We start from the raw sequence: 21,575 nt of genomic DNA, 5'->3' as shown, positions 1-21,575 counted from the left end.
TTGAGACAAGCGCTGGATCCCGGCTTTCGCCGGGATGACGACGGGTGACGTTCAGCGTTGTGCCAACCGCGAACCCACTACCTCAGCCGCGCTTCAATCCCTTCAACGCATCGGCCATGGCGCTATTGAACGGCGCAGCCTGCGCTTGCGGCTTCGGCGGAGTGTTCGCGCGACCTCGATCACTGCCACGATTCCCGTCGCGTCGAGCATCGCGTTCGGCGCCCGGCGGGCGCGAGGTAGCCTGGCCGGGTTCGTCGCCCATGCGCCGGGTCAGCGCGATGCGCTTGCGCGCCACGTCGACCTCGAGCACTTTCACCTTGACGATGTCGCCGGCCTTCACCACTTCGCGCGGATCCTTGACGTAGGTATCGGACAGCGCAGAGATGTGGACCAGGCCGTCCTGGTGCACGCCGATATCGACGAAGGCGCCGAATGCGGCGACGTTGCTGACCACGCCTTCCAGCACCATGCCGGGCCGCAGGTCCCGGATGTCCTCGATGCCGTCGGCGAAGGTCGCGGCCTTGAACTCCGGGCGCGGATCGCGACCGGGTTTCTCAAGTTCCTTGAGGATGTCGCGCACGGTTGGCAGGCCGAACGTGTCGTCGGTGAACTGCTCGGCCTTGAGCGAACGCAGGAACGCGGTATCGCCGATCACCTGCTTCACCTGCTTGCCGCCGCCCGCGGCGAGGATGCGCTCGACCACCGGATAGGCTTCCGGATGCACGGATGATGCGTCCAGCGGCTGGCTGCCATCGACGATGCGCAGGAAGCCGGCGCACTGTTCGAAGGTCTTGTCGCCGAGCCGCGGCACCTTCAACAGCGCCTTGCGCGAGGCGAACGCGCCATGCGCATCGCGATACACCACGATGTTCTCGGCGACGGTAGCGGACAGGCCGGAGACGCGCGCCAGCAGCGCACTGGAGGCAGTGTTGACGTCCACGCCGACCGCGTTCACGCAGTCCTCCACGCGCGCATCCAGTGCGCGTGCGAGGCGGTACTGGTCGACGTCGTGCTGGTACTGGCCGACGCCGATCGCCTTCGGCTCGATCTTCACCAGTTCCGCCAGCGGGTCCTGCAGGCGCCGCGCGATCGACACCGCGCCGCGGATCGACACATCCAGGTTGGGGAATTCCTTCGCCGCCAGTTCCGATGCCGAATACACCGAGGCGCCGGCCTCGCTGACCACGATCTTCTGCGCCTTCAGCTCGGGGACCAGTTTCAGCAGGTCGCCGGCGAGCTTGTCGGTCTCGCGCGAGGCGGTGCCGTTGCCGATCGCGATGAGTTGCACGCCGTGCGCGATGCAGAGTTTCTTCAGCGAGGCGAGCGACTGGTCCCATTGCCTGCGCGGTTCGTGCGGGTAGATGGTGTCGGTGGCGACCAGCTTGCCGGTGGCATCGACCACGGCCACTTTCACCCCGGTGCGCAGGCCGGGATCGAGGCCGAGCACGGCCTTCGGTCCGGCCGGTGCGGCCAGCAAGAGATCCTTGAGGTTGTCGCCGAACACGTTGATCGCCTCGGCCTCGGCCTTCTCGCGCGCCTGGTTGAACAGGTCCAGCAGCAGGTGCATGTGGATGCGCGCGCGCCACGCAAGGCGGCAGGCGTTGCGCAGCCAGGCGTCGGCGGCGCGTCCGCGTTCGGCGATGCCGGCATGCAGGGCGATGCGGTTCTCGGCCTGCAGGTGGCCCGCTTCGGCATCGCTGCCGGGATCGAGCTCGAGCTGCAGGAATTCCTCGCGGCGGCCGCGGAACAGCGCGAGCAGGCGATGCGAGGGGATCTTCGCCAGCGATTCCACGTGGTCGAAGTAGTCGCGGAATTTCTCGCCCGCAATCTCCTTGCCCTCGACCACCTTCGCGCGGATCAGGCCGTTGCCTTCCAGCCAGCTGCGCAACTCGCCGAGCAAGGTCGCATCTTCCGACCAGCGTTCGATCAGGATCGCGCGCGCGCCCTCCAGCGCCGCCTTGGCGTCGGCCACGCCCTTGTCGGCATCGACGAAAGCGAGAGCGAATGTTTCGGGGACTTGCGACGGGTCGGCGAGCAGGCCATCGGCCAGCGGTTCAAGCCCGGCTTCACGGGCGATCTGCGCGCGGGTGCGGCGCTTCTGCTTGTAGGGCAGGTAGAGGTCTTCCAGCCGCGACTTGCTGTCCGCGGCCTCGATTTCGCCACGCAGCGCATCGGTGAGCTTGCCCTGTTCGGCGATGCTGGACAGGATCGCGGCGCGGCGGTCTTCCATCTCGCGCAGGTAGGAAAGGCGCGCTTCGAGGTTGCGCAGCTGGGTGTCGTCCAGCCCGCCGGTGACTTCCTTGCGGTAGCGCGCGATGAACGGCACGGTCGCGCCTTCGTCGAGCAGGCCCACGGCGGCATGCACTTGCGCGTCCTGTGCGCCGATCTCGGTGGCGATGGTCTGGGCGATCTTGCGCGCGAGCGCGGTGGAAACCTGGGTCATTCGATGGCGGGCACTGCGGATACGGAGCGCAATTGTCGCCGCCGCGTCCCGCCTGCGTAAGCTTGACAGCGTAAAAGGGGTCAGAGTGAAGTTTTGCGAATCGAAAGAATCGATGCGCCGATTCCAGTCGGCGCAAAATTCACTCTGACCCCTTTTACAAGCCCGGCTAGCGTCAGTCCGCCACGCGCGCCCGCCGCATCATCACGTGCAACCCCAGGGCCACGCCCAGCACCGCCATGCCGGCGATGTAATGCATCGGCGCGGCGGGATCGTCCTTGATCGCCAGGCTCAGCAGGATCGGGGTGAGGCCACCGGCGATTGCATACGCGACGTTGTAGGAAAACGACAGCCCGGAAAACCGCACCTGCGCCGGGAAGCCGCCCACCGCGATGGCCGGCACCAACGCGGTCACGCCTACGCCGAAACCCGCGATGACGTACAGCGCAGGCGAGTAGGCGCCCGCAAGTGCGGCGCCGTAGAACGTCCAGAACGCGATGCCCAGCAGCACGCTCCACAACACCAGCACGCGACCGGCGCCGAAGCGGTCGGCCATCCACCCGGCGACCAGGTTCGCAACCACTGTCGCGCAGATCGCCAGGGTATTCCCGGCCAGCGCATCCGCACGACTGACGCCCAGGCCCTGCAGCAACGCCGGCATCATCAGCAGGGTCACCACCACTGCTGCGGTGAGCAGCCAGGTCAGCAGCATCGCCAGCAGCATCGCGCCGGCATGGTCGCGGACTACTGTCTTCAATGGCAACTCGGCGGCCAGCGACTTGCGCTCGCGCATCTCGGCGAACACCGGTGTTTCATGCAGCTTGCGGCGCAGGAACATCGCCAGCAGGCCGAACACGCCGCCGGCGATGAAAGGCAGGCGCCACGCCCAAGCGAGCACCTCGGCTTCATCGAACGATGCATGGATCGCACGCGCGACCAGCGAGCCCAGCAGGATGCCGCTGCACAGGCCTGCCGACAGCGCGCCACAGGCCAAGGCGCGATGCCGCGCCGAGACATGCTCGCTGACGAACACCCACGCCCCCGGCGCCTCACCGCCGATCGCCGCGCCCTGCATGATCCGCAGCAGCAACAACAGGATCGGCGCCAGCACGCCGACCGTGGCGTACGTGGGCAGCAGGCCCATCATCAACGTGGGGATCGCCATCATCAGGATGCTCAGCATGAACATCCGCTTGCGCCCGGACAGGTCGCCGAAGTGCGCCATCACGATCCCGCCCAGCGGCCGCGCCAGGTAGCCCGCGGCGAAGATGCCGAAGGTCTGCACCAGCTTCAGCCACTCGGGCATGTCGGCGGGGAAGAACAGCGCCCCCATCGTGGTCGCGAAGAACACGAAGATCACGAAGTCGTAGAACTCCAGCGCACCGCCGAGCGCGGCGAGCGTGAGCGTCCTGGCTTGCTGGCGGGTGAGTCCGGGGGAGGCGTCTGCGGTCGTCATCGCGCTAGCGTATGCGAAGCGGCGGCCTGCACGGAACTAGGCGAACAGATCGTCCATCGACGGGTTCCCGACGGCTTCGCTGAAACCGGACAAGCCCACGCCGACCAACCGATAGCGCGTCGATGCGGGCAAGTCCACGCGCTCGCGCAATCCGCAGCCGATGTCGGCGAAGGCGCACTCGCTGGTGGGCGGCTCGCTCGCAGTGAGGCTGCGGGTCAGGGTGCGGAAGTCGCTGGTCTTCAGCTTCAGCACCACGGTGCGGGCGATGCGCTCGGGGTGGCGTTCGCGTTCGCGCAGGTAGCCGGCCCAGGCCTTGGCTGCGAGTCGGCGGATGTGTTCGTCGAGTGCGTCCAGCGGCAGGTCTTCGGGGAAGGTGTCCTCGGCGGAAATCTGCAGGGTCAGGCGTTCGGGTTGCACCGCGCGCTCGTCGATGCCGAAGGCGAGTTCGTGCAGGCGCCGTCCCCAGCGACCGAATCGCTGTTCAAGCGCTTCGGTACCATGCAGCCGCAAATCATTGCAGGTGGCGATGCCGAGTTCGGCCAGTTTCGCTTCCATCACCTTGCCCACGCCGGGCAGCTTGCCGACCGCGAGTGGTGCGAGGAATGCATTGACCATCGCCGGCTTCAGCACGAACTGGCCGTCCGGCTTGTTCCAGTCGCTGGCGATCTTGGCCAGGAACTTGTTTGGCGCGATGCCGGCGGAAGCGGTGAGTTGCGTCTCCTCGCGGATCGCATCGCGGATGTGCATGGCGATGGCGGTGGCGCTGCCGAGATCCTGCTTGGGCATGGTGACGTCGAGGTAGGCCTCGTCCAGCGACAGCGGTTCGATCAGGTCGGTGTGGCGCTCGAAGATCGCGCGCACCTGCTTCGACACCGCCTTGTAGCGCACGAAGTCGGGCGGCACGAAGACCGCATCGGGGCACAGGCGTTCCGCGCGCACCGCCGGCATCGCCGAACGCACCCCGAACACGCGTGCCTCGTAACTCGCGGCGCACACTACCGAGCGCGCACCGCGCCAGGCGACCACGACCGGCTTGCCGCGCAGGGCGGGGTCATCGCGCTGTTCCACCGACGCGTAGAACGCGTCCATGTCGACGTGGATGATCTTGCGCTGCGGCGTTTCGTTCACGCCGAGATTTTATGCCGCGCGTGTCGCGGGATCAGCGCCAGAACACGATCCGATAGTGGCGGTACGCGGGATCCTTGCTGTCGCGGCGGCTGTCCTGCACCAGCGGCCTGCCGACCAGCAACTCGTGGCGTCCCGGCGCGAGCGCGCGCACGTCGATCATCGCCAGCAGCGCGGGTCGGTCGGTGCGTGGGTCGCTGGCGATCTCGTAGCGCAAGCCTTCGACGAGCTTGCCATCCAGCAGCACCGAACGGGTGGACTGCAGGCAGGCCAGCAGGGCCTGTGCCTGCTCCGCGGTCTTTCCTTCCTCCGGCTGCTTGCAAGAGCGCAACGCGGGGCCATCCCGGCGGGGTTCATAGGGCACTGTCAACTGCAGGTAGGGCCCGTCGACGACCATGCTGGCGATGTAGGGAACGGCCTGGTCGCGTGTTGCATCGCGCCGGTCGTCGTAGTGGGCGTCGTCGATCTCGAGCGCGCGCGCGCTCGGGAACAGGCTGTAGCTGCCGATGGGATTGCCCGACTGCATCGCGACGTAAATCAGGGAAACGCTGGAGATCGCCACCAGCATGATGCCGAACACCAGCACCATGGTGCGCTTCTCGCCCTGGTTGCTGAGCAGGGTCGCCAGGATGTGGTTGCTGCGTCGTCCCATGCCGAGCCGTGTGTACAGCCCGATGACCCTCGCCACCAGACGGTGCACGGGTGTCCCGGGCCGGATGCGTTCCTTGAGGTGCTGGTCGACGCCGATCGCGAGCAGGTACGGCAGCATCAGCAGCATGAAGAGGCCACCCACCACCACGAAGGTTTCGACCTGCAGGCCAACCAGGTTGGTCAGCAGGGTGGCAACCAGCAGGGTGGTGCAGAACACGATGCAGACGATGGCGATGATCAGGGCGACGCTGACGCCGATCGCGAACACCACGCTCGCACGATTGTCGGCCCGCTCGATGGCCTCTTCGGTGCTGCCCGTTTGCCCGGCTTCGATCTCGCGCTGGATCGGACCCATGCGCGCATCGTCGAGGTGGATGCCGCGCGGGAACACCGAATGCACGCCCATCAGCGCGATCCACTGTGCGCGCAACAACAGGTGCAGGGCAAAGGTGCAGGCCAGCACGATCGCCGCGCTCTTCGAGTAGAAGTAGGCCAGTACCGCGATCATTCGCCAGTCGCGGCCCAGCCGCGGCTCCAGTGCGAACATCCCGTCGTCCAGCCAGCCCGGCAGCTGCAGCATGGCGAAGATCGCCACGCCGGAGATCAGCAGCTCGACTTCCCAGGTGGGGGCCACGCGGGCCAGGCGTGGATCGATATTCGTGGGTTCATTCATGGCCCGGGATGGTGCGGGCCGGCTGCCGGTATGGCAAGCAGGTCAGACGAAGCCGAAGGCGTAGAACAGCCCGATCACCACGAACACGGCCAGGGTCTTGATCACGGTAATGGCGAAGATGTCTTTGTAGGCCTGACGATGGGTCAGCCCGGTCACCGCCAGCAGGGTGATCACCGCGCCGTTGTGCGGCAGCGTGTCCATGCCGCCGGAGGCCATCGCGGCCACGCGGTGCAGGACCTCCATCGGGATGCCGGCCGCGTTCGCGTTGGCGATGAAGGTCTCGGCCATTGCGGCGAGGGCGATGCTCATGCCGCCCGATGCGCTGCCGGTGATGCCGGCCAGCGCGGTCACCGTCACCGCTTCGTTGACCAGCGGATTCGGGATGGAGCCCAATGCGTTGGCGACGACGAGGAAGCCGGGCAGGGCAGCGATCACCGCACCGAAGCCGTATTCCGATGCGGTGTTCATGCCGGCCAGCAAGGCGCCGCCGATCGCGGACTTGCTGCCTTCGGCGAACGCCGAGGTGACCGGCTTCCACGCGAACAGCAGCACGCAGGCGATGCCGGCGAGCAGCGCGCCTTCGACCGCCCAGATCGCGGCGAGCTTGGAGACTTCCTGCACCACCGGCGCGGCGCTGCCGATCACCGCCGGATCGAAGCTGTGGCTGTCGCCGTACACCGAGGGAATCCACAGTGTCAGCAGCTTGTTGACGATGCCGACGACCAGCAGCGGCAGGATCGCGATCATCGGGTTGGCGAGCTTGCCGCCGGCGAACGGCGCGGGCTCGTTCAGCAGGGTGGCGGCATCGCCATAGCCTTCGCCGGCCTTCAGCGCAACGCGGCGACGCCAGTCCAGGTAGGCCATGCCGACGATCAGGATGAACACGCCGCCGAGGGTGCCGAGGATCGGGGCAGCCCAGGTGTCTGTGCCGAAGAAGGTGGTCGGGATGATGTTCTGGATCTGCGGCGTGCCCGGCAGCGCGTCCATGGTGAAGGTGAACGCGCCAAGCGCGATCGTGCCCGGGATCAGGCGCTTGGGGATGTCGCCCTGGCGGAACAGCTCGGCGGCGAACGGATACACCGCGAACACCACCACGAACAGCGACACGCCGCCATAGGTGAGCAGGGCGCACACCGCGACGATCGCCAGCATCGCCCGCTGCGCGCCGACCACGCGGATGGTCGCGGCCACGATCGACTTCGAGAACCCGGACAGCTCGATGACCTTGCCGAACAGCGCGCCGAGCAGGAACACCGGGAAATACAGCTTGAGGAAGCCGACCATCTTGTCCATGAACAGGCCGGTGAACATCGGCGCCACCAGCTGCGGATCGGTCAGCAGCACCGCGCCCAGTGCCGCCACCGGCGCAAACAGGATCACGCTGTAGCCGCGGTAGGCCACGAACATCAGGAAGCACAACGCGGCCAGGACGATCAGGAAATCCATTGCGCCACCGGGGCTTGCGGAATCAGGGCACGAGTGTCCGCGTGGGCGGCGGGCCGGCCCATTGTCCGAACGTCCAATGCCGTCAATCACGCTTAACACCTACCGTGCACCCCATCGGCGGCGTGGGTCCGCCCACGTGCACCTACCCTGGAGGGGACAGATGAAGCGCAAACAATTGAGCAGGGCGATCCATGGCGTGCTGGCCATGTCGTTGCTGGCCGGCACCGGCACCGTGATGGCGCAGGATGCGACGCCGGCGGCGGATGGTCCGAAGACCACGACCCTCGAAGGCATCAAGGTCACCGCCCGCAAGCGCGAGGAGACCCTGCAGGAAGTGCCGGTCGCGGTCACCGCGTTCACCGCGGACTCGCTGGACAAGCTCAACGTCAAGGACCTGGCCGACCTCGACGGGCAGGTGCCGAACCTGACCATCTACGCGGCGCGCGGCTCCAGCAGCACGCTCACCGCCTACATCCGCGGCGTCGGCCAGTCCGATCCGCTGTGGGGCGTGGACCCGGGCGTGGGCATCTACATGGACGACGTCTACATCGCGCGTCCGCAGGGCGCGTTGCTGGACGTGTTCGACGTCGACCGCATCGAAGTGCTGCGCGGCCCGCAGGGCACGCTGTACGGCAAGAACACCATCGGCGGCGCGATCAAGTACATCTCCAAGGGCCTGCGTTCCGACTTCAACGGCTACGGCTCGGTGACGATCGGCAACTACGGCCAGCGCGACATCAAGGCCGCCGTCGGCGGTGGCTTCGGCGGCAGCGAGTACCTGCGCGGCCGGATCTCGGTGGCCGACCTGCATCGCGACGGGTTCGGCGAGAACCTGGTCACCGGCGCGCAGGTCAGCGACAAGAAGATCCGCGCGATCCGCGCCAACCTGGGTGCCTACGTCACCGACAGCTTCGACCTGCAGTTCTCCTTCGACCATGTCGATGATGGTTCCGGCGTGCGCGGCGCGCAGATGTTGCGGGCCAATCCGTTCGACGCGCTGCTGACCCCGGCCACCGGCCCGTTCCTGCCGCTGGCGGATCGCTACGACGTGCGCAACGGCATGCCCAACGTCAACGACACCACCCTGAGCGGCGCGTCGGTCGTGGCCAATTTCCGCATGAACGACGACTGGACGTTCAAGTACGTGCTGGCCAAGCGCGAGTCGGACACCGAGACCAACATCGACTTCGATACCACCCCGGACAAGATCGCCGACGTCAAGGCGTTCTACAGCGACGAGCAGGTCACCCACGAATTCCAGGCCAACTACGATGCCGGCGGCCGCTCGCGCGGCGTGATCGGACTCTACAAGTTCGACGGCGAGGCCGGCGGCCAGGTCCTCAACAACTTCTTCAACCTGAGCTTCGGCGACACCCAGGGCGTGGTCTACACCGAAAGCATCGCCGCGTACGCCGACTGGACCTTCGATGTCAGCGACAAGTTCAGCATCGATGCCGGCCTGCGCTGGACCAGCGAGGACAAGCACGCCGTGGTCAGGAACATCGGCTACACCGATGGCACCTTCACCAAGCCCAGTGGCGTGGTCGCCGCCGCGTTCGACAAGACCATCAACTTCAAGAACCTGTCGCCGAAGATCTCGCTGGATTACCAGCTGACCCCCGACATCATGGTCTACGGCCTGGCGTCGCGCGGCTTCAAGTCGGGCGGCTACAACATCCGCGCGCAGGCCACCGCGGTGCCGCGTTCGGCCGAGCCGTTCCAGGACGAGCAGGTCGACAGCTACGAGGTCGGCACCAAGATGGGCCTGCTCGACCAGCGCCTGTTCCTGAACCTGTCCGCGTTCCACAACAAGTACAAGGACATCCAGCTCTCGATCTTCACCGAGTACACCACGCCGCAGAACACCAAGGCGTTCTTCGGCGACTTCACCAACGCGGGCGAAGGCACCGTCAACGGCCTGGAAGTCGAATACCAGTGGCTCGCCACCGACCACTTCAACATCTCCGGCAACCTGGCCTGGCTGGATGCGAAGTTCGACACCTACATGTTCAAGAACGTCAACATCGCCGACCAGCAGGAATTCACCAACGCCCCGGACTTCTCCGGTGCGCTGAACGCCGAATACCGCATCGACCTGGACGGCGGCGGCAGTCTCTCGGCGCGCGTGGGTTACACCTACCAGAGCCGCGTGGTCGCCACGACCGAAGTGGTCAAGGACCCGGTGACCCTGGCTACCGTGCAGCCGATCACCCAGGATGGCTACGGGCTGGTGGGCGCGGGCATCATCTGGAAGGCGAACGATGCGTGGACGGTGTCCCTGCAGGGCAGCAACCTGACCGACAAGGAATACCGCACCACCGGCTACAACCTGTACGCCGCGCTCGGCGTGCACACCGGCTTCTACGGCCCGCCGCGCCAGTACAGCCTGACCGTGAAGTACGACTTCTGATCGACGCGTGCCAGGCGATGCAACCACGACGGCGGGCCTTGGCCCGCCGTCGCGTTATCCTCGCCGCGCATGCCTGCCCATGACCGTTCGCCGCGAATCCGATGCCTGAAGGCGGCGCGATGCTGAGCGTCGCGGTGGTCGTCGCGGCCGCGGTGCTGTGGCTGGGCCTGCTGTTCGGCACTGCGCTGTATGCCGAACGGCGCCCGGGCGTGCTGGCCAGCCACTGGCACCACGTCTACGCGCTGTCGCTGGCGGTCTACTGCACTTCGTGGACCTTCTTCGGCACAGTCACCCAGGCCGCACGCTACGACTGGCCGCTGCCGCCGACCTTCGTCGGCACGTTGCTGCTGTACGCGCTCGGCGCGGGGCTGATGCTGCAACTGGTGAAGCTGGCAAGGGCCAGCAACGCCACCTCCATCGCCGACCTGATCGCTACCCGCCTGGGCAAGGATGCATGGCTCGCTGCGGGCGTGACCCTGATCGCGGTGCTCGGCCTGATCCCGTACGTCGCCCTGCAACTGAAGGCGGTGTCGATGAGCTTTGCGCTGCTGACCGACTCGCAGGCCGGTGCCGACCAGCCGCCCTGGCACGACAGCTCGCTGTACGTGGCGCTGGTGATGGGCATCTTCGCGATGCTGTTCGGCACGCGCCGCGCCAGCGCCGCCGAACACAACCGCGGGCTGGTGCTGGCGATGGCGTTCGAGTCGCTGTTCAAGCTGGTGGCGATGCTCGCGCTGGGCCTGTTCGTGTGGCTGGGCCTGGGATTGCCGTCGCCGCCTTCGTTGACCCAGGCCGCGGCCTCGACCGATAACGGCGGCTTCATCCCGCTGGTGCTGCTCGGCGTGCTGGCGATGTTCACCCTGCCGCACCAGTTCCACGTCGGCGTGGTCGAATGCCGCGACGAACGCCATGTGCTGACCGCGCGCTGGTTGTTCCCGTTGTACCTGGTGTTGATCGCGTTACCCGTGCTGCCGCTCGCACGCGCCGGCGATGCCTTGCTGGCCGGGCAGGGCGTGCCGTCGGACCTTTACGTACTGGCGCTGCCGTTGTCGCAATCGCAGACCGGGCTGGCGCTGTTTGCGTTCCTCGGCGGGCTCAGCGCGGCCACCGGCATGGTGGTGGTCAGCACGCTCACCTTGAGCCTGATGATCGGCAACCACTGGCTGGCGCCTGGCCTGTTGCGTGGCGCGTGGGCGCGTGGCGACGCCGGCGACCTGCGCGGCAACGTCTTGTTGCTGCGCCGATCGGGCATCGCCGCGATCATGCTGCTGGCCTGGGCCTACAGTCGCTCGATCGCCGGCAACGCCGCATTGGCCGATGTCGGCGCGTTGTCGTTCTCGGCGTTGGCGACGCTGGCGCCGGCGCTCGGCTTCGCGGTGTGGCGCACGCAGACGCCGCCGCGTGCGGCACTGATCGGCATGTTCGCCGCATTCCTGACCTGGGCCTGGTGCCTGCCGGTGCCGCTTCTGCTGCGCGATGGCGCACCATCGTGGTTGAGCGAAGGCCCACTGGGTATCGCCTGGCTCGCACCTGACAGTTTTTTCGGGCTGACCGGCTGGAGTCCGCTGGGTCGGGCTGTCGCCGCCAGCCTCTTCGTCGGAACACTCGGCACGCTGCTGCTGTCGGCTTGGCATCGGCCGGTGGCCAGCCTGGGTCGACGGCGTCTGGATGCACGCAGCCTGGACAACGTGGCCCGCCGCTTCCTGCCGGCGACCCAGGTCGAGCACTTGCTGGCGCGCGGTCGCGACGCCGAAGCCGACATCGAACGTGCGCTGTCGTCGGTGCTCGGGTCGGCCTCCGCACGCGTACTGCTGGATGCCGCGCGGCGAGATGCCACCGATGCAAGTCGTCCCGGTGCGGATCTCGACACGATCGCCGCGATCGTCGGCGAGGCCAGCCAGGACCTGCGCTTCAACCAGCGCGTGCTGGAAGCCGCGCTGGAGAACATGAGCCAGGGCATCAGCGTGGTCGATGCCGACCTGCGGCTGGTCGCGTGGAACCGGCGCTACGCGGAACTGTTCGGGTATCCGCCCGGGATGCTGCGGGTTGGTATGCCGATTGCCGAGGCATCGCAATGGGCGTTGCGTGCGCTCGGCGATGTGGACGATGACGATGTGGCGTTGCAACGCCGCCTCGCACACATGCGCGCCGGTACCGCACATCTGTCCGAGCGCGTGTTCCCTGACGGCAGCATCGTCGAGATCCGCGGAAATCCGATGCCGGGCGGCGGCTTCGTCGCCACTTTCACCGACGTCACCGCGTTCCGCCAGGCGGAGACCGGCCTGAAGCGCATCAACGAGACGCTCGAGCAACGCGTCGGCGAACGCACCGCGATGCTCGAGACCGCGAAGGGCGAAGCCGAGCGCGCGAACGATGCCAAGAGCCGCTTCCTCGCCGCGATCGGCCACGACCTGCTGCAGCCGCTGCATGCGGCGCACCTGTTCGCCGATGCCTTGCAGCAGCGCGGCGACGGCGAGCAGCGCGAACTTGCGCGGCAGATCGGTGGCGCGCTGGATTCCACCACCGACCTGCTGGGCACGCTCCTCGACATGTCGCGGCTGGAGGCCGGTGGCCTGGTGCCCGAGCTGCGCGATTTTCCGCTGGCCGAGGTGCTGGATCCGCTGGTCGCGCAGTTCGACGTGCTCGCCCGCGAACGCGGCCTGCGCCTGCGCCACGTGCCCACGCGCGCCTGGGTGCGCAGCGACCCGCAACTGCTGCGCCGCGTGCTGCAGAACTTCCTGGCCAATGCGGTGCGCTACACCGCGAATGGCAGCGTGCTGCTGGGCGTGCGCCGCGATGGCGATGCGCTGCGCATCGAGGTCCACGACACCGGCCCCGGCATCGAGCCGGCGCGCTTCGACGCGATCTTCGAGGAGTTCCGCCGTGGCGAGGATGCGCCGGGGCAGGGGCTTGGCCTGGGCCTGGCGATCGCCCGTCGCATCGCGGTGTTGCTGGGGTCCGATGTCGCCCTGCACAGCATGCCCGGGCGCGGCAGCCGCTTCGGCATTGATGTTCCGCGTGTTGCGGCCACGCAGCCGCATCGCAACCCGAAGCGCGGGCTCGCCGGCCTGCGGGTGCTGCTGGTCGACAACGAACCACAGGCGTTGGACGCATTGGCCAGCGTGCTGCACGGCTGGGGCTGCGAGGTACGCGCGGTGGCCGATGGCGAGGCGGCACGCGCCGAACTGTCACGCGAGACCGCCGATCTCTGGGTCTTCGATTACCACCTCGACCACGGCGACGATGGCGTGGCGTTGCGACGGCGCCTGTCCCTGGAATTCGGAAACGTGCCCTGCCTGATCCTCAGTGCCGACCAGACCGGTGCTGTGCGCACCGCCGCACAGGAAGCAGGCCTGCCGTTGCTGATGAAGCCGTTGCGCCCGTTGGCACTGAAGTCGGTGCTCGACCGGATGCTGGCGGCGCGGGGTGTGGGCTAGCACGCCAAGGGCGCCGCATGCGGCCGCAAGCCTTTGATTTGCGAAGCGTTAGGGCATTCGCCTTATGGTCGCCAGCGCAGGACGTCCCCACGATCGGAGCCTCCCGACCACCGAGGCTCCGCCATGCGCGACGTGCCGATCTACGATGCTCCCACCCGGCTGTTCCACTGGTTGTTCGCGGGGTTTTTCACCGTGGCGTTCGCCATCGCGAACCTGGTCGATGACGAGTCGGCGCGGTTCTCGCTGCACATGCTGGCGGGGCTGTGCATGGTGTTCGTGCTGCTGCTGCGGATCGTGTTGTCGCTGGTCGGGGCCCGCCACGCCCGCGCCAGCGATCTCGTCCTGAACCCCGCGCGATTGTTCGGCTATTTCAGGGACATGGCCTCGGGCCGTGGCCAGGAATGGGCCGGCCACAACCCGGCCTCCAGTTGGGCCGCGGTGACGATGGCCAGCCTGGCGCTGGGACTCGGCATCACCGGCACCCTGATGGCGACTGGCGGCGAAAACGGCCAGCTCAAGGACGTGCACGAGCTGCTGGCCAACGGCTTCCTGGCGGTGGTCCTGCTCCACCTCGGCGGCGTGCTGGTGCATGCCTTGCGCCATCGCGACCGCCTGCCATCGAGCATGATCACCGGCAGGAAAAAGCTGCATGCCGATGGACACACGCCGATCCGTTCGATGCCGCTCGCCGGCCTGGCCTTCCTGGCCTTGACCGGCCTGTTCATCGGCCATCTCTGGCGGACCTATGATGCGCAGGCCCGCACCGTCGACGTATTCGGCATCACCCTGCAACTGGGCGAAAACGAGGATGGCCATGCAGCCGACGCCAGCGAAGAAGACGAGCACGAACGTCGATAGTCCGTCGCAGCGCGCGGGCACCGCGCCGCCGGCAGGTGGCCTGCAGGGCGGCGAACGCGCGGTGATCGCCGCGGTGCTTGGCTTGATCGCATTGCTCGCCGGCCTGGACCTGCTGGTCGACCAGCGCGATGGCGTGACGGCCTGGCACCTCCTGGTCGAGGCTGCGGTGGTCGGGGTCGCCGGCCTGGGTGCCTTCCACCTGCTGCGAGGCGCATGGCGCCTGCGCAAACGCCTCGACATGCAGGATCGCGACTTCCTCGCGTTCCGACGGCAGGCGGAGGCATGGCGCAACGATTCACGGAAGTACCTCGACGGCTTGTCCCGTTCCATCGACCTGCAACTGGATCGGTGGGGATTGTCGGCAGCCGAAAAGGAAGTCGCGTTCCTGCTGCTCAAGGGATTCAGCCTGCGCGACATCGCGCAGGCGCGCGGTACCTCGGAAAAGACCGCGCGCGTGCAGTCCAGTGCGATCTATGCGAAGTCCGGCCTGGCAGGCAGGTCGGAGTTGTCCGCGTTCTTTCTGGAAGACTTGCTGCCGCCAGCGCCTGTCACGCCGCCCGCTGTGGGCCCCGTCGCACCTCCCTGACCGCCGGCGCATCCGAAGGCGCAACAAACCGTTTGCTTGTGGGGCCAGCGCCGCCTCGACTAAACTGCGCGCGTCCTTGGGGAGTAGCCTCTCGCCTGCCCCGGCGAGGCCCGCGTCAACATGCTTGGCCTACATCGGCCGTGGCGCGTGCGATCCCGCATCTGGCAAGACCATCGACCACGACCCCTCCTGCAGGCCGGGGGAGCGTCGTGGTCATGTGTCCCTTCCCGGCCGGGTGCCTTCCATGTCCGCTTTCCTCACCGCCACCGGTGCCGTCGCCATCGCCGAGATCGGCGACAAGACGCAGTTGCTGTCCTTCATCCTCGCCGCGCGCTTCCGCAAGCCGCTGCCGATCATCCTCGGCATCCTGGTCGCGACCCTCGCCAACCACGCATTGGCCGGCGCCGCCGGCGCCTGGGTCATGAGCATGGCCGGCCCCGGCGTGTTGCGCTGGGTGCTGGGCGTACTGTTCATCGCGATGGCGGCGTGGACGCTGGTCCCCGACAAGCTCGATGGCACCGAAGTCCGCAACGTCGGTCGCTTCGGTGTATTCGGCACCACCGTGGTCGCGTTCTTCATCGCCGAGATGGGCGACAAGACCCAGATCGCCACTGCCGCGATGGCCGCGACCGAGGCCTCGCTGGTCGCGATCGTCGCCGGCAGTACGCTGGGGATGATGCTGGCCAACGTGCCGGCGGTGTTCATCGGCGATCGCCTGCTGCACAAGGTGCCTATGCGCGTGGTGCGCGGTATCGCGGCGTCCCTGTTCGCGTTGTTCGGTGTGTTGATCCTGCTGGGTGCGGGCAGCAAGCTGGGCTTCTGACGCGGCGGACTTCTTCCACGCTTCACACGACGTTCGCCGGATCTTCGCCGCGTGGGCGCAACGTGGCGCCACTTACAGCGAGGGCAGGGCGATGGCAGCACAACTGCAACCAGGCAACACGCGCAAGGGCAATCCATGGCGGCTGGCGGTGTGGGGCGCGGCGGCGGGGCTGCTCCTGTTGCCGGCGATTGCCATGCAACTCGGTGCCGAAGGCGTGCACTGGACGGCATTCGACTTCGTGGTCATGGGGACGTTGCTGGGGTCCTGCTGCGCCGCGTACGAATTGGCGACGCGGATGTCCGGCAACACGCTGTATCGACTCGGTTTCGCAGTTGCGATCGCGCTCGGCTTCCTGCTGGTCTGGATCAATCTCGCGGTCGGCATCATCGGCGACGAAGACAACCTGGCCAATGCAGTGTTCGCGGGTGTGTTGCTGGTGGGTGCAATCGGAGCCTTGCTCGGACAGTTGCGGGCCGCCGGCATGGCCCGCGCGATGGTGGCCACCGGCATCGCCCAGTTGCTGGCAGGCGGGTACGCACTGGTGCTCGGTTCGATGGAAGGCGGCATGCTCAGCGCGGCATTCGCTGTCATGTGGTTCACATCAGCGGCCCTGTTCCACAAGGCGGCGCGGTAACAACGGCGGGCGCATACTTCCGGCATCCCATTCCCGGAGTCCTGCGCATGACCACCAAAGCCTACGGCGCCCACGCCGCCGACAAGCCCGTCGGAGCGATCGCCATCGAGCGTCGCGCGCCAGGCGCGAACGACGTGCAGATCGACATCGCCTATTGCGGCGTCTGCCACTCCGACCTGCACACGGTGCGTTCGGAATGGCCGGGCACGTTGTATCCCTGCGTGCCGGGACACGAGATCGTCGGCCACGTGAGCGCAGTGGGCGATGCGGTCAGCGGCTTCAAGGTCGGCGATGTCGTCGGCGTGGGTTGCCTGGTCGACAGTTGCGGCGAGTGCGGCGCCTGCCATGACCACCTCGAGCAGTTCTGCGAGAAGGGCATGATCGGCACCTACAACGGGCCGACCCCGGATGCGCCGGGCCACACGCTGGGCGGTTATTCGCAGCGCATCGTCGTCGACCAGGGCTTCGTCCTGCATGTGCGCCATCCGGAAGAGCAACTGGCCGCGGTCGCGCCGCTGCTGTGTGCCGGCATCACCACCTATTCGCCGCTGCGCCACTGGAATGCGGGGCCGGGCAAGAAGGTCGGCGTGGTCGGCATCGGCGGGCTGGGCCACATGGGCCTGAAGATCGCGCATGCGCTGGGCGCGCACGTGGTGGCCTTCACCACCAGCGAATCCAAGCGCGAGGAAGCGTTGAAGCTCGGTGCCGACCAGGTGGTGAACTCGCGCGAGGCCGGGCAGATGAAGGCGCATGCGGGCAGCTTCGATTTCATCCTCGACACCGTGGCGGCACCGCACAACCTCGATGCGTTCACCGGACTGCTCAAGCGCGACGGCACCCTGTGCCTGGTCGGCGCGCCGGCGTCGCCGCATCCCAGCCCCAGCGTCATGGGCCTGATCTTCGGTCGCAAGTCGATCGCCGGTTCGCTGATCGGCGGCATCGCCGAGACCCAGGAGATGCTGGATTTCTGCGCCGAGCACGGCATCGTCGCCGAGATCGAGATGATCGCCGCGCAGGACATCGAGCCCAGCTACGAGCGCATGCTCAAGAGCGACGTGAAGTACCGCTTCGTGATCGACGTCGCGACGATGTGACGCTTTCCCGAAAAGGGGACGGAGGGAATTAAGTTCGCTTAATTCCCTCCGTCCCCTTTTCGTTGTCACTCCAGCTGGCGCGCCGGATCCGACAGTTCAAGTTCGCGCAGCACCACGCCCGCTTGGGTGCGGTTGCGCACGCCCAGGCGCTCGAAGATCGCGGTCAGATGCGCCTTCACCGTGCGTTCCTGCACGTCCAGCCGGTCGGCGATCTGCTTGTTGAGCAGGCCTTCCGCGACCAGTGTCAGCACCCGGAACTGTTGCGGCGACAGGCTTGCCAGGCGCGCCGCCAGATCGGCATCGTGCGGCGAAGACGCGGCCCGCGACACGCTGGCGCGCAGCATCGCCGGCAGCCAGGTTTCGCAGGCCAGCACGGTGCGGATGGCATCGCGGAGTTCGTCCAGCCCGGCGCTCTTCGGCAAATAGCCGGCGGCGCCGTGGTCCAGTGCGCGGCGCACCACGCGCGGATCGTCGTTCGCGGACACCACGATCACCGCGACGCCGGGATGCTGCGCGCGTACCGCGGCCAGTCCGGCCAGGCCGTGATTGCCGGGCATGTGCAGGTCCAGCAGGACCAGGTCGACCTGCGGCTGCGCGTCCAGCGTGGCCAGCACGCCATCGAGGTCGCCGGCTTCCAGCAATTCCACGTCGCCCAGCGCATCGCGTGCGGCCTGCCGCAATGCGGCGCGGAACAGCGGGTGGTCGTCGGCGATCAGCAGCGAAGGCATGCGTCAGGCTACAACGCGCGGGTCATGTAGGTGCTGTTGGGATCGTCGACATAGTCGGCGAAGGGCGCGCATTCGATGAAACCGGCATCCGCATACATCCGCCGCGCCGGCGCGAAATAGTCCATCGATCCGGTCTCGAGGCTCGCCTGCGAGTAACCGGAGACGCGCGCTTCCTGGAGCAGATGCGCCAGCAATGTCTTGCCGACGCCACGGCGCAGGTGCGTGCGCGACGTGCGCATCGCCTTGATCTCGACATGCGTGGCATCCAGGTGCTGCAGCGCGCCGCAGCCGAGCAATGCATCGTCCTCGCGCAGCCCCCAGACGCTGACATGCGGTTGCTTCAGGCCCGACAGGTCCAGCGCATGCTGGCTCTCCGGCGGCGCGGTAGCCTGCATCGCAAGCCGGTGTTCCTCCATCAGGGCGATGAAGGCAGCGCTGTCGAGATCGGCGGGTTCGATCCGCATCGGCTTATTGCGCGGTCCAGCCGCCATCGACCGGCATCGCCGCGCCGGTGATGTTGTGCGCCTCCCGCCGGCACAGGAACACTGCCAGCGTACCGATCTCGGCGGGCAGGGTCATGCGCAGGCTGGGCTGCTTTTCGGAGAGCAGGGCACGCACGCCGTCGTCGCGGGTGCCGTTGCCGATACGCGCCTCGATCTGCGGTTCGATCAAGGGCGTTTCCACCCAACCCGGGCAGATGCAGTTGACGGTGATGCCACCGGAATCGCGCGAACCCTGCGCCGCATATTCCAGTGCCGCGACCTTGCTCAGTCCGACGATGCCGAACTTGCTGGCCACGTACGGCGCCTTGTCCTTCGAGGCCACCAATCCGTGCACCGACGCGACGTTGATCACCCGCCCGTAGCCACGCGCGGCCATCATCGGCATCGCCGCGCGCATGGTATGGAACGCCGACGACAGGTTGATCGCGATGATGTCGTTCCACTTCTGCACCGGCATCTCGTGCAACGGCACCGCGTGCTGGATGCCGGCGTTGTTGACGAGGATGTCGATGCCGCCACCGGACCACGAGGCGAGTTCGGTCATCATCACGTCGATGGCGTCGGGGTCGCGCAGGTCGGCACCGAAGTGTCTGGTGCCCCCGATGCCGGCAGCATCGACATCGGCGATGGCCGAAGCGATCTGCCCGGGCGTGCCGAGGCCATTGATCGCGACCTTCGCACCGGCGGCGGCAAGCGCGTGGGCGATGGCCAGCCCGATGCCGGAGGTGCTGCCGGTCACCAGTGCGGTGCGGCCTTCGAGGAAGCGATCGGTCATGAGGTGTCATCCGTGCTGCATTGCGTCAGCTGCATACGCTAGCAGGCCGGGCCGCGCGACGGGGCATGCCGGCAGTGGTACGAAGGTACGATGCGGCGGCGGCACGCAATCGCTAAGGTCACGGCATGAACAGACTCCAGTCCTGCGCCTGCATCGCCGCCATGTTCCTGCTCGGCGCCTGCGCCAGCACCACGCCGTCATCGGGAAGCCGCATGTTCAGCCAGCCACGCAGCAGCGACCATCGCGGCCAGGACGACCTGCTCACCGCCGGGCTCGGACTGGCCGGTCTGCGCGCGATGATGCCGCCGGCGTTCGCCGATGCCGCGCATCCGACGGCACAGGAATTGCGCCGCCGTGCATTGTGGGCGAACTGGCGCGGGATCGCCGACCTCGCGCCGGGTGGCGGTTATGGCGAGCTCTACGGCAGCGTGGCCAGCGTGCCGGGACGCGAGTTCAGTGCGTTCGCGACCTTGCCTGGCGCGAAGCAGCCGCATCGTGTCTTGCTGCAGTTGCCCGATGATTTCGACACGGCCAAGCGCTGCGTGGTGGTCGCCGCTTCCTCGGGTTCGCGCGGGATCTACGGCGCGATCGCGGTCGCCGGTGCCTGGGGCCTGCCGCGCGGCTGTGCGGTGGTCTACACCGACAAGGGCGCGGGCACGGATTACTTCGATATCGATACCGGGCAGGGCATCGACGCGGCCGGGCAGGTGGCAGGCGCGGATGTCGCATTGGCCTTCAGGCCGACGACCAGCGGAACCGGTATCGCCTACAAGCACGCGCATTCGCAGGACAACCCGGAAGCCGACTGGGGCCGGCACGTGAAGCAGGCGGCGGAGTTCGCGCTGGCCACCCTCAATGCCCAGCTACCGCAGCAACCGAATTTCAGCTTCGCCAACACGCGGGTCATCGCGGTCGGCATCTCCAACGGCGGGGGTGCAGTCCTGCGTGCAGCCGAGCTGGAAGGGGAGTGGCTGGATGCCGTGGTCGCCGGCGAGCCCAACGTGCTGGTCGAAGGCCATGGCGCGCGCAGTCTCTATGACTACACCACTGAAGCCGCGCTGCTGATGCCCTGCGCGTTGCCTGCGCTGGGTGTGCCCGCGGTGCCTGGCGCGGATGCCAGGTGCGCGGCACTGGCTGCGCAAGGCGTGTTGTCCGGATCCGATTTGAAGGCGCAGCAGCAGGATGCCTTGGCGAAACTGCATGCGACGGGTTGGACCGACGCGGCATTGCGCGCCGGGTCGATCAGCGTCGGCTTCGACCTGTGGCGCGCGATCGGCGTGGCCTACGCATCCGCCTATGGTCGTTATGCTGCCGATGCGCACCCCTGCGGCTATCGCTATTCGGCGCTGGGTGCCGACCTGTCGCCGCGCGCTTCCACGGATGCCGAACGTGCGGCGTGGTGGGCCGATGCCAGCGGTATTCCGCCCGGCGCGGGCGTCGGCATCGTCGATCCGAATCCACTCGCCGATGCCGGATTGACCGGACTGCAGTGCCTGCGAGCCTTGTCGACAGGCGACAGCGCCGATGCCAGGCGCGTGCGCACGGGCATTGCCGAAACCCGCGCGGGTTTGCCGCGTGCGGGTTTGCCGGTGATCGTGCTGCACGGCACCGACGACGGCCTGGTGCCACAGGCGTTTTCCAGCGCACCGTATGTGGCGATGGCGCAGGCCGCGGGCCGCGACGTGCGCTACTGGCAGGTGCGCAACGCCCAGCACTTCGACGCGTTCCTCGGCTTCCCGCAGTACGGCGCGGTCTACCTCCCGCTGTTGCCGTATGTGTATGAGGCGCTGGACCGAGTGGATGCACACCTGGACGGGAAGGGCGCGTTGCCGGTCGATGCGGTGATCGCCACCGTGCCGCGCGCGGGCAAACCGCTGGCCGCCGAGAATCTGGCGATACCACGCTGATCGTGCTTGCCGGCTTCACGCCGGCTTTG

General features: G+C 67.4%; 16 protein-coding genes and 1 riboswitch. Of the genes, 8 read left to right on the top strand and 8 right to left on the bottom strand.

Annotated elements, in window-relative coordinates; all coding sequences use genetic code 11:
* Positions 1 to 82: 82 nt before the first annotated feature.
* The 5 genes from ACE3T8_RS12075 to ACE3T8_RS12055 all read right to left on the bottom strand — a co-directional run bounded on the left by ACE3T8_RS12075 (position 83) and on the right by ACE3T8_RS12055 (position 7,791).
* Positions 83 to 2,443: a Tex family protein gene (locus ACE3T8_RS12075; RefSeq protein ID WP_374609445.1), complete on the bottom strand. Its 2,361-nt coding sequence runs from the start codon at positions 2,441 to 2,443 to the stop codon at positions 83 to 85.
* A 172-nt stretch (positions 2,444 to 2,615) separates the two neighbouring features.
* Complete coding sequence (locus ACE3T8_RS12070; protein ID WP_374609444.1) at positions 2,616 to 3,896, bottom strand: MFS transporter; 1,281 nt, start codon at positions 3,894 to 3,896, stop codon at positions 2,616 to 2,618.
* Between the two features lie 36 nt (positions 3,897 to 3,932).
* Positions 3,933 to 5,024 carry a DNA polymerase IV gene (gene dinB / locus ACE3T8_RS12065; protein ID WP_374609443.1) on the bottom strand — a complete coding sequence of 364 codons (1,092 nt, stop codon included), beginning with the start codon at positions 5,022 to 5,024 and terminating at the stop codon, positions 3,933 to 3,935.
* 31 nt (positions 5,025 to 5,055) lie between these two features.
* Positions 5,056 to 6,345 carry a hypothetical protein gene (locus ACE3T8_RS12060; protein ID WP_374609442.1) on the bottom strand — a complete coding sequence of 430 codons (1,290 nt, stop codon included), beginning with the start codon at positions 6,343 to 6,345 and terminating at the stop codon, positions 5,056 to 5,058.
* 42 nt (positions 6,346 to 6,387) lie between these two features.
* A complete protein-coding gene (locus ACE3T8_RS12055; protein WP_374609441.1) occupies positions 6,388 to 7,791 on the bottom strand; it encodes a GntP family permease in 1,404 nt (467 codons plus the stop codon).
* Positions 7,792 to 7,951: 160 nt separating this feature from the next.
* Between ACE3T8_RS12055 and ACE3T8_RS12050 the strand changes: the two genes are divergently transcribed.
* From ACE3T8_RS12050 to ACE3T8_RS12020, 7 genes are all read left to right on the top strand, one after another.
* On the top strand, positions 7,952 to 10,201 hold the full coding sequence (locus tag ACE3T8_RS12050) for a TonB-dependent receptor (protein WP_374609440.1): 2,250 nt from the start codon (positions 7,952 to 7,954) through the stop codon (positions 10,199 to 10,201).
* A gap of 119 nt (positions 10,202 to 10,320) precedes the next feature.
* Positions 10,321 to 13,638 carry a PAS-domain containing protein gene (locus ACE3T8_RS12045; protein WP_374609459.1) on the top strand — a complete coding sequence of 1,106 codons (3,318 nt, stop codon included), beginning with the start codon at positions 10,321 to 10,323 and terminating at the stop codon, positions 13,636 to 13,638.
* Between the two features lie 123 nt (positions 13,639 to 13,761).
* Complete coding sequence (locus ACE3T8_RS12040; RefSeq protein ID WP_374609439.1) at positions 13,762 to 14,496, top strand: cytochrome b/b6 domain-containing protein; 735 nt, start codon at positions 13,762 to 13,764, stop codon at positions 14,494 to 14,496.
* Positions 14,453 to 15,082 (top strand): helix-turn-helix transcriptional regulator, encoded by a 630-nt coding sequence (locus tag ACE3T8_RS12035; RefSeq protein ID WP_374609438.1) that lies wholly within the window; start codon positions 14,453 to 14,455, stop codon positions 15,080 to 15,082. Before ACE3T8_RS12040 ends, ACE3T8_RS12035 begins: the two co-directional genes overlap by 44 nt.
* Positions 15,083 to 15,140: 58 nt before the next feature.
* Positions 15,141 to 15,319, top strand: a riboswitch (yybP-ykoY riboswitch).
* A 7-nt stretch (positions 15,320 to 15,326) separates the two neighbouring features.
* Positions 15,327 to 15,905 carry a TMEM165/GDT1 family protein gene (locus ACE3T8_RS12030; RefSeq protein WP_374609437.1) on the top strand — a complete coding sequence of 193 codons (579 nt, stop codon included), beginning with the start codon at positions 15,327 to 15,329 and terminating at the stop codon, positions 15,903 to 15,905.
* A gap of 91 nt (positions 15,906 to 15,996) precedes the next feature.
* Positions 15,997 to 16,539, top strand: a complete 543-nt coding sequence (locus ACE3T8_RS12025; protein WP_374609436.1) for a hypothetical protein — start codon at positions 15,997 to 15,999, stop codon at positions 16,537 to 16,539.
* 47 nt (positions 16,540 to 16,586) lie between these two features.
* Positions 16,587 to 17,633, top strand: a complete 1,047-nt coding sequence (locus ACE3T8_RS12020; protein WP_374609435.1) for an NAD(P)-dependent alcohol dehydrogenase — start codon at positions 16,587 to 16,589, stop codon at positions 17,631 to 17,633.
* A 65-nt stretch (positions 17,634 to 17,698) separates the two neighbouring features.
* Here ACE3T8_RS12020 and ACE3T8_RS12015 read toward each other — a convergent pair whose 3' ends face one another.
* Genes ACE3T8_RS12015 through ACE3T8_RS12005 form a run of 3 tightly spaced genes read right to left on the bottom strand, consistent with a single transcriptional unit; the run spans position 17,699 to position 19,639 of the window.
* On the bottom strand, positions 17,699 to 18,361 hold the full coding sequence (locus ACE3T8_RS12015; protein ID WP_374609434.1) for a response regulator: 663 nt from the start codon (positions 18,359 to 18,361) through the stop codon (positions 17,699 to 17,701).
* A gap of 8 nt (positions 18,362 to 18,369) precedes the next feature.
* Complete coding sequence (locus ACE3T8_RS12010; RefSeq protein ID WP_374609433.1) at positions 18,370 to 18,825, bottom strand: GNAT family N-acetyltransferase; 456 nt, start codon at positions 18,823 to 18,825, stop codon at positions 18,370 to 18,372.
* A 4-nt stretch (positions 18,826 to 18,829) separates the two neighbouring features.
* Positions 18,830 to 19,639 carry a 3-hydroxybutyrate dehydrogenase gene (locus ACE3T8_RS12005; protein WP_374609432.1) on the bottom strand — a complete coding sequence of 270 codons (810 nt, stop codon included), beginning with the start codon at positions 19,637 to 19,639 and terminating at the stop codon, positions 18,830 to 18,832.
* Between the two features lie 125 nt (positions 19,640 to 19,764).
* Here ACE3T8_RS12005 and ACE3T8_RS12000 point away from each other — a divergent pair, with 125 nt between their 5' ends.
* Positions 19,765 to 21,546 (top strand): 3-hydroxybutyrate oligomer hydrolase family protein, encoded by a 1,782-nt coding sequence (locus tag ACE3T8_RS12000; RefSeq protein WP_374609431.1) that lies wholly within the window; start codon positions 19,765 to 19,767, stop codon positions 21,544 to 21,546.
* Positions 21,547 to 21,575 lie beyond the last annotated feature (29 nt).

Origin of the sequence: Thermomonas sp. (assembly GCF_041919455.1) — a bacterium.
Classification (GTDB): Bacteria; Pseudomonadota; Gammaproteobacteria; order Xanthomonadales; family Xanthomonadaceae; genus Thermomonas.
Note: the sequence above shows the minus strand (reverse complement) of the source record. Positions and strands in the feature narration are given on the sequence as shown.

Bases quoted from the DNA above. Each gene is read 5' to 3' on its own strand.
- ACE3T8_RS12010 (WP_374609433.1), bottom strand. From the start codon at position 18,825: ATGCGGATCGAACCCGCCGATCTCGACAGCGCTGCCTTCATCGCCCTG.
- ACE3T8_RS12070 (WP_374609444.1), bottom strand. From the start codon at position 3,896: ATGACGACCGCAGACGCCTCCCCCGGACTCACCCGCCAGCAAGCCAGG.
- ACE3T8_RS12040 (WP_374609439.1), top strand. From the start codon at position 13,762: ATGCGCGACGTGCCGATCTACGATGCTCCCACCCGGCTGTTCCACTGG.
- ACE3T8_RS12060 (WP_374609442.1), bottom strand. From the start codon at position 6,345: ATGAATGAACCCACGAATATCGATCCACGCCTGGCCCGCGTGGCCCCC.
- ACE3T8_RS12000 (WP_374609431.1), top strand. From the start codon at position 19,765: ATGAACAGACTCCAGTCCTGCGCCTGCATCGCCGCCATGTTCCTGCTC.
- ACE3T8_RS12045 (WP_374609459.1), top strand. From the start codon at position 10,321: ATGCTGAGCGTCGCGGTGGTCGTCGCGGCCGCGGTGCTGTGGCTGGGC.
- ACE3T8_RS12015 (WP_374609434.1), bottom strand. From the start codon at position 18,361: ATGCCTTCGCTGCTGATCGCCGACGACCACCCGCTGTTCCGCGCCGCA.
- ACE3T8_RS12030 (WP_374609437.1), top strand. From the start codon at position 15,327: ATGTCCGCTTTCCTCACCGCCACCGGTGCCGTCGCCATCGCCGAGATC.
- ACE3T8_RS12025 (WP_374609436.1), top strand. From the start codon at position 15,997: ATGGCAGCACAACTGCAACCAGGCAACACGCGCAAGGGCAATCCATGG.
- ACE3T8_RS12020 (WP_374609435.1), top strand. From the start codon at position 16,587: ATGACCACCAAAGCCTACGGCGCCCACGCCGCCGACAAGCCCGTCGGA.
- ACE3T8_RS12005 (WP_374609432.1), bottom strand. From the start codon at position 19,639: ATGACCGATCGCTTCCTCGAAGGCCGCACCGCACTGGTGACCGGCAGC.
- ACE3T8_RS12055 (WP_374609441.1), bottom strand. From the start codon at position 7,791: ATGGATTTCCTGATCGTCCTGGCCGCGTTGTGCTTCCTGATGTTCGTG.
- ACE3T8_RS12050 (WP_374609440.1), top strand. From the start codon at position 7,952: ATGAAGCGCAAACAATTGAGCAGGGCGATCCATGGCGTGCTGGCCATG.
- ACE3T8_RS12075 (WP_374609445.1), bottom strand. From the start codon at position 2,443: ATGACCCAGGTTTCCACCGCGCTCGCGCGCAAGATCGCCCAGACCATC.
- ACE3T8_RS12035 (WP_374609438.1), top strand. From the start codon at position 14,453: ATGCAGCCGACGCCAGCGAAGAAGACGAGCACGAACGTCGATAGTCCG.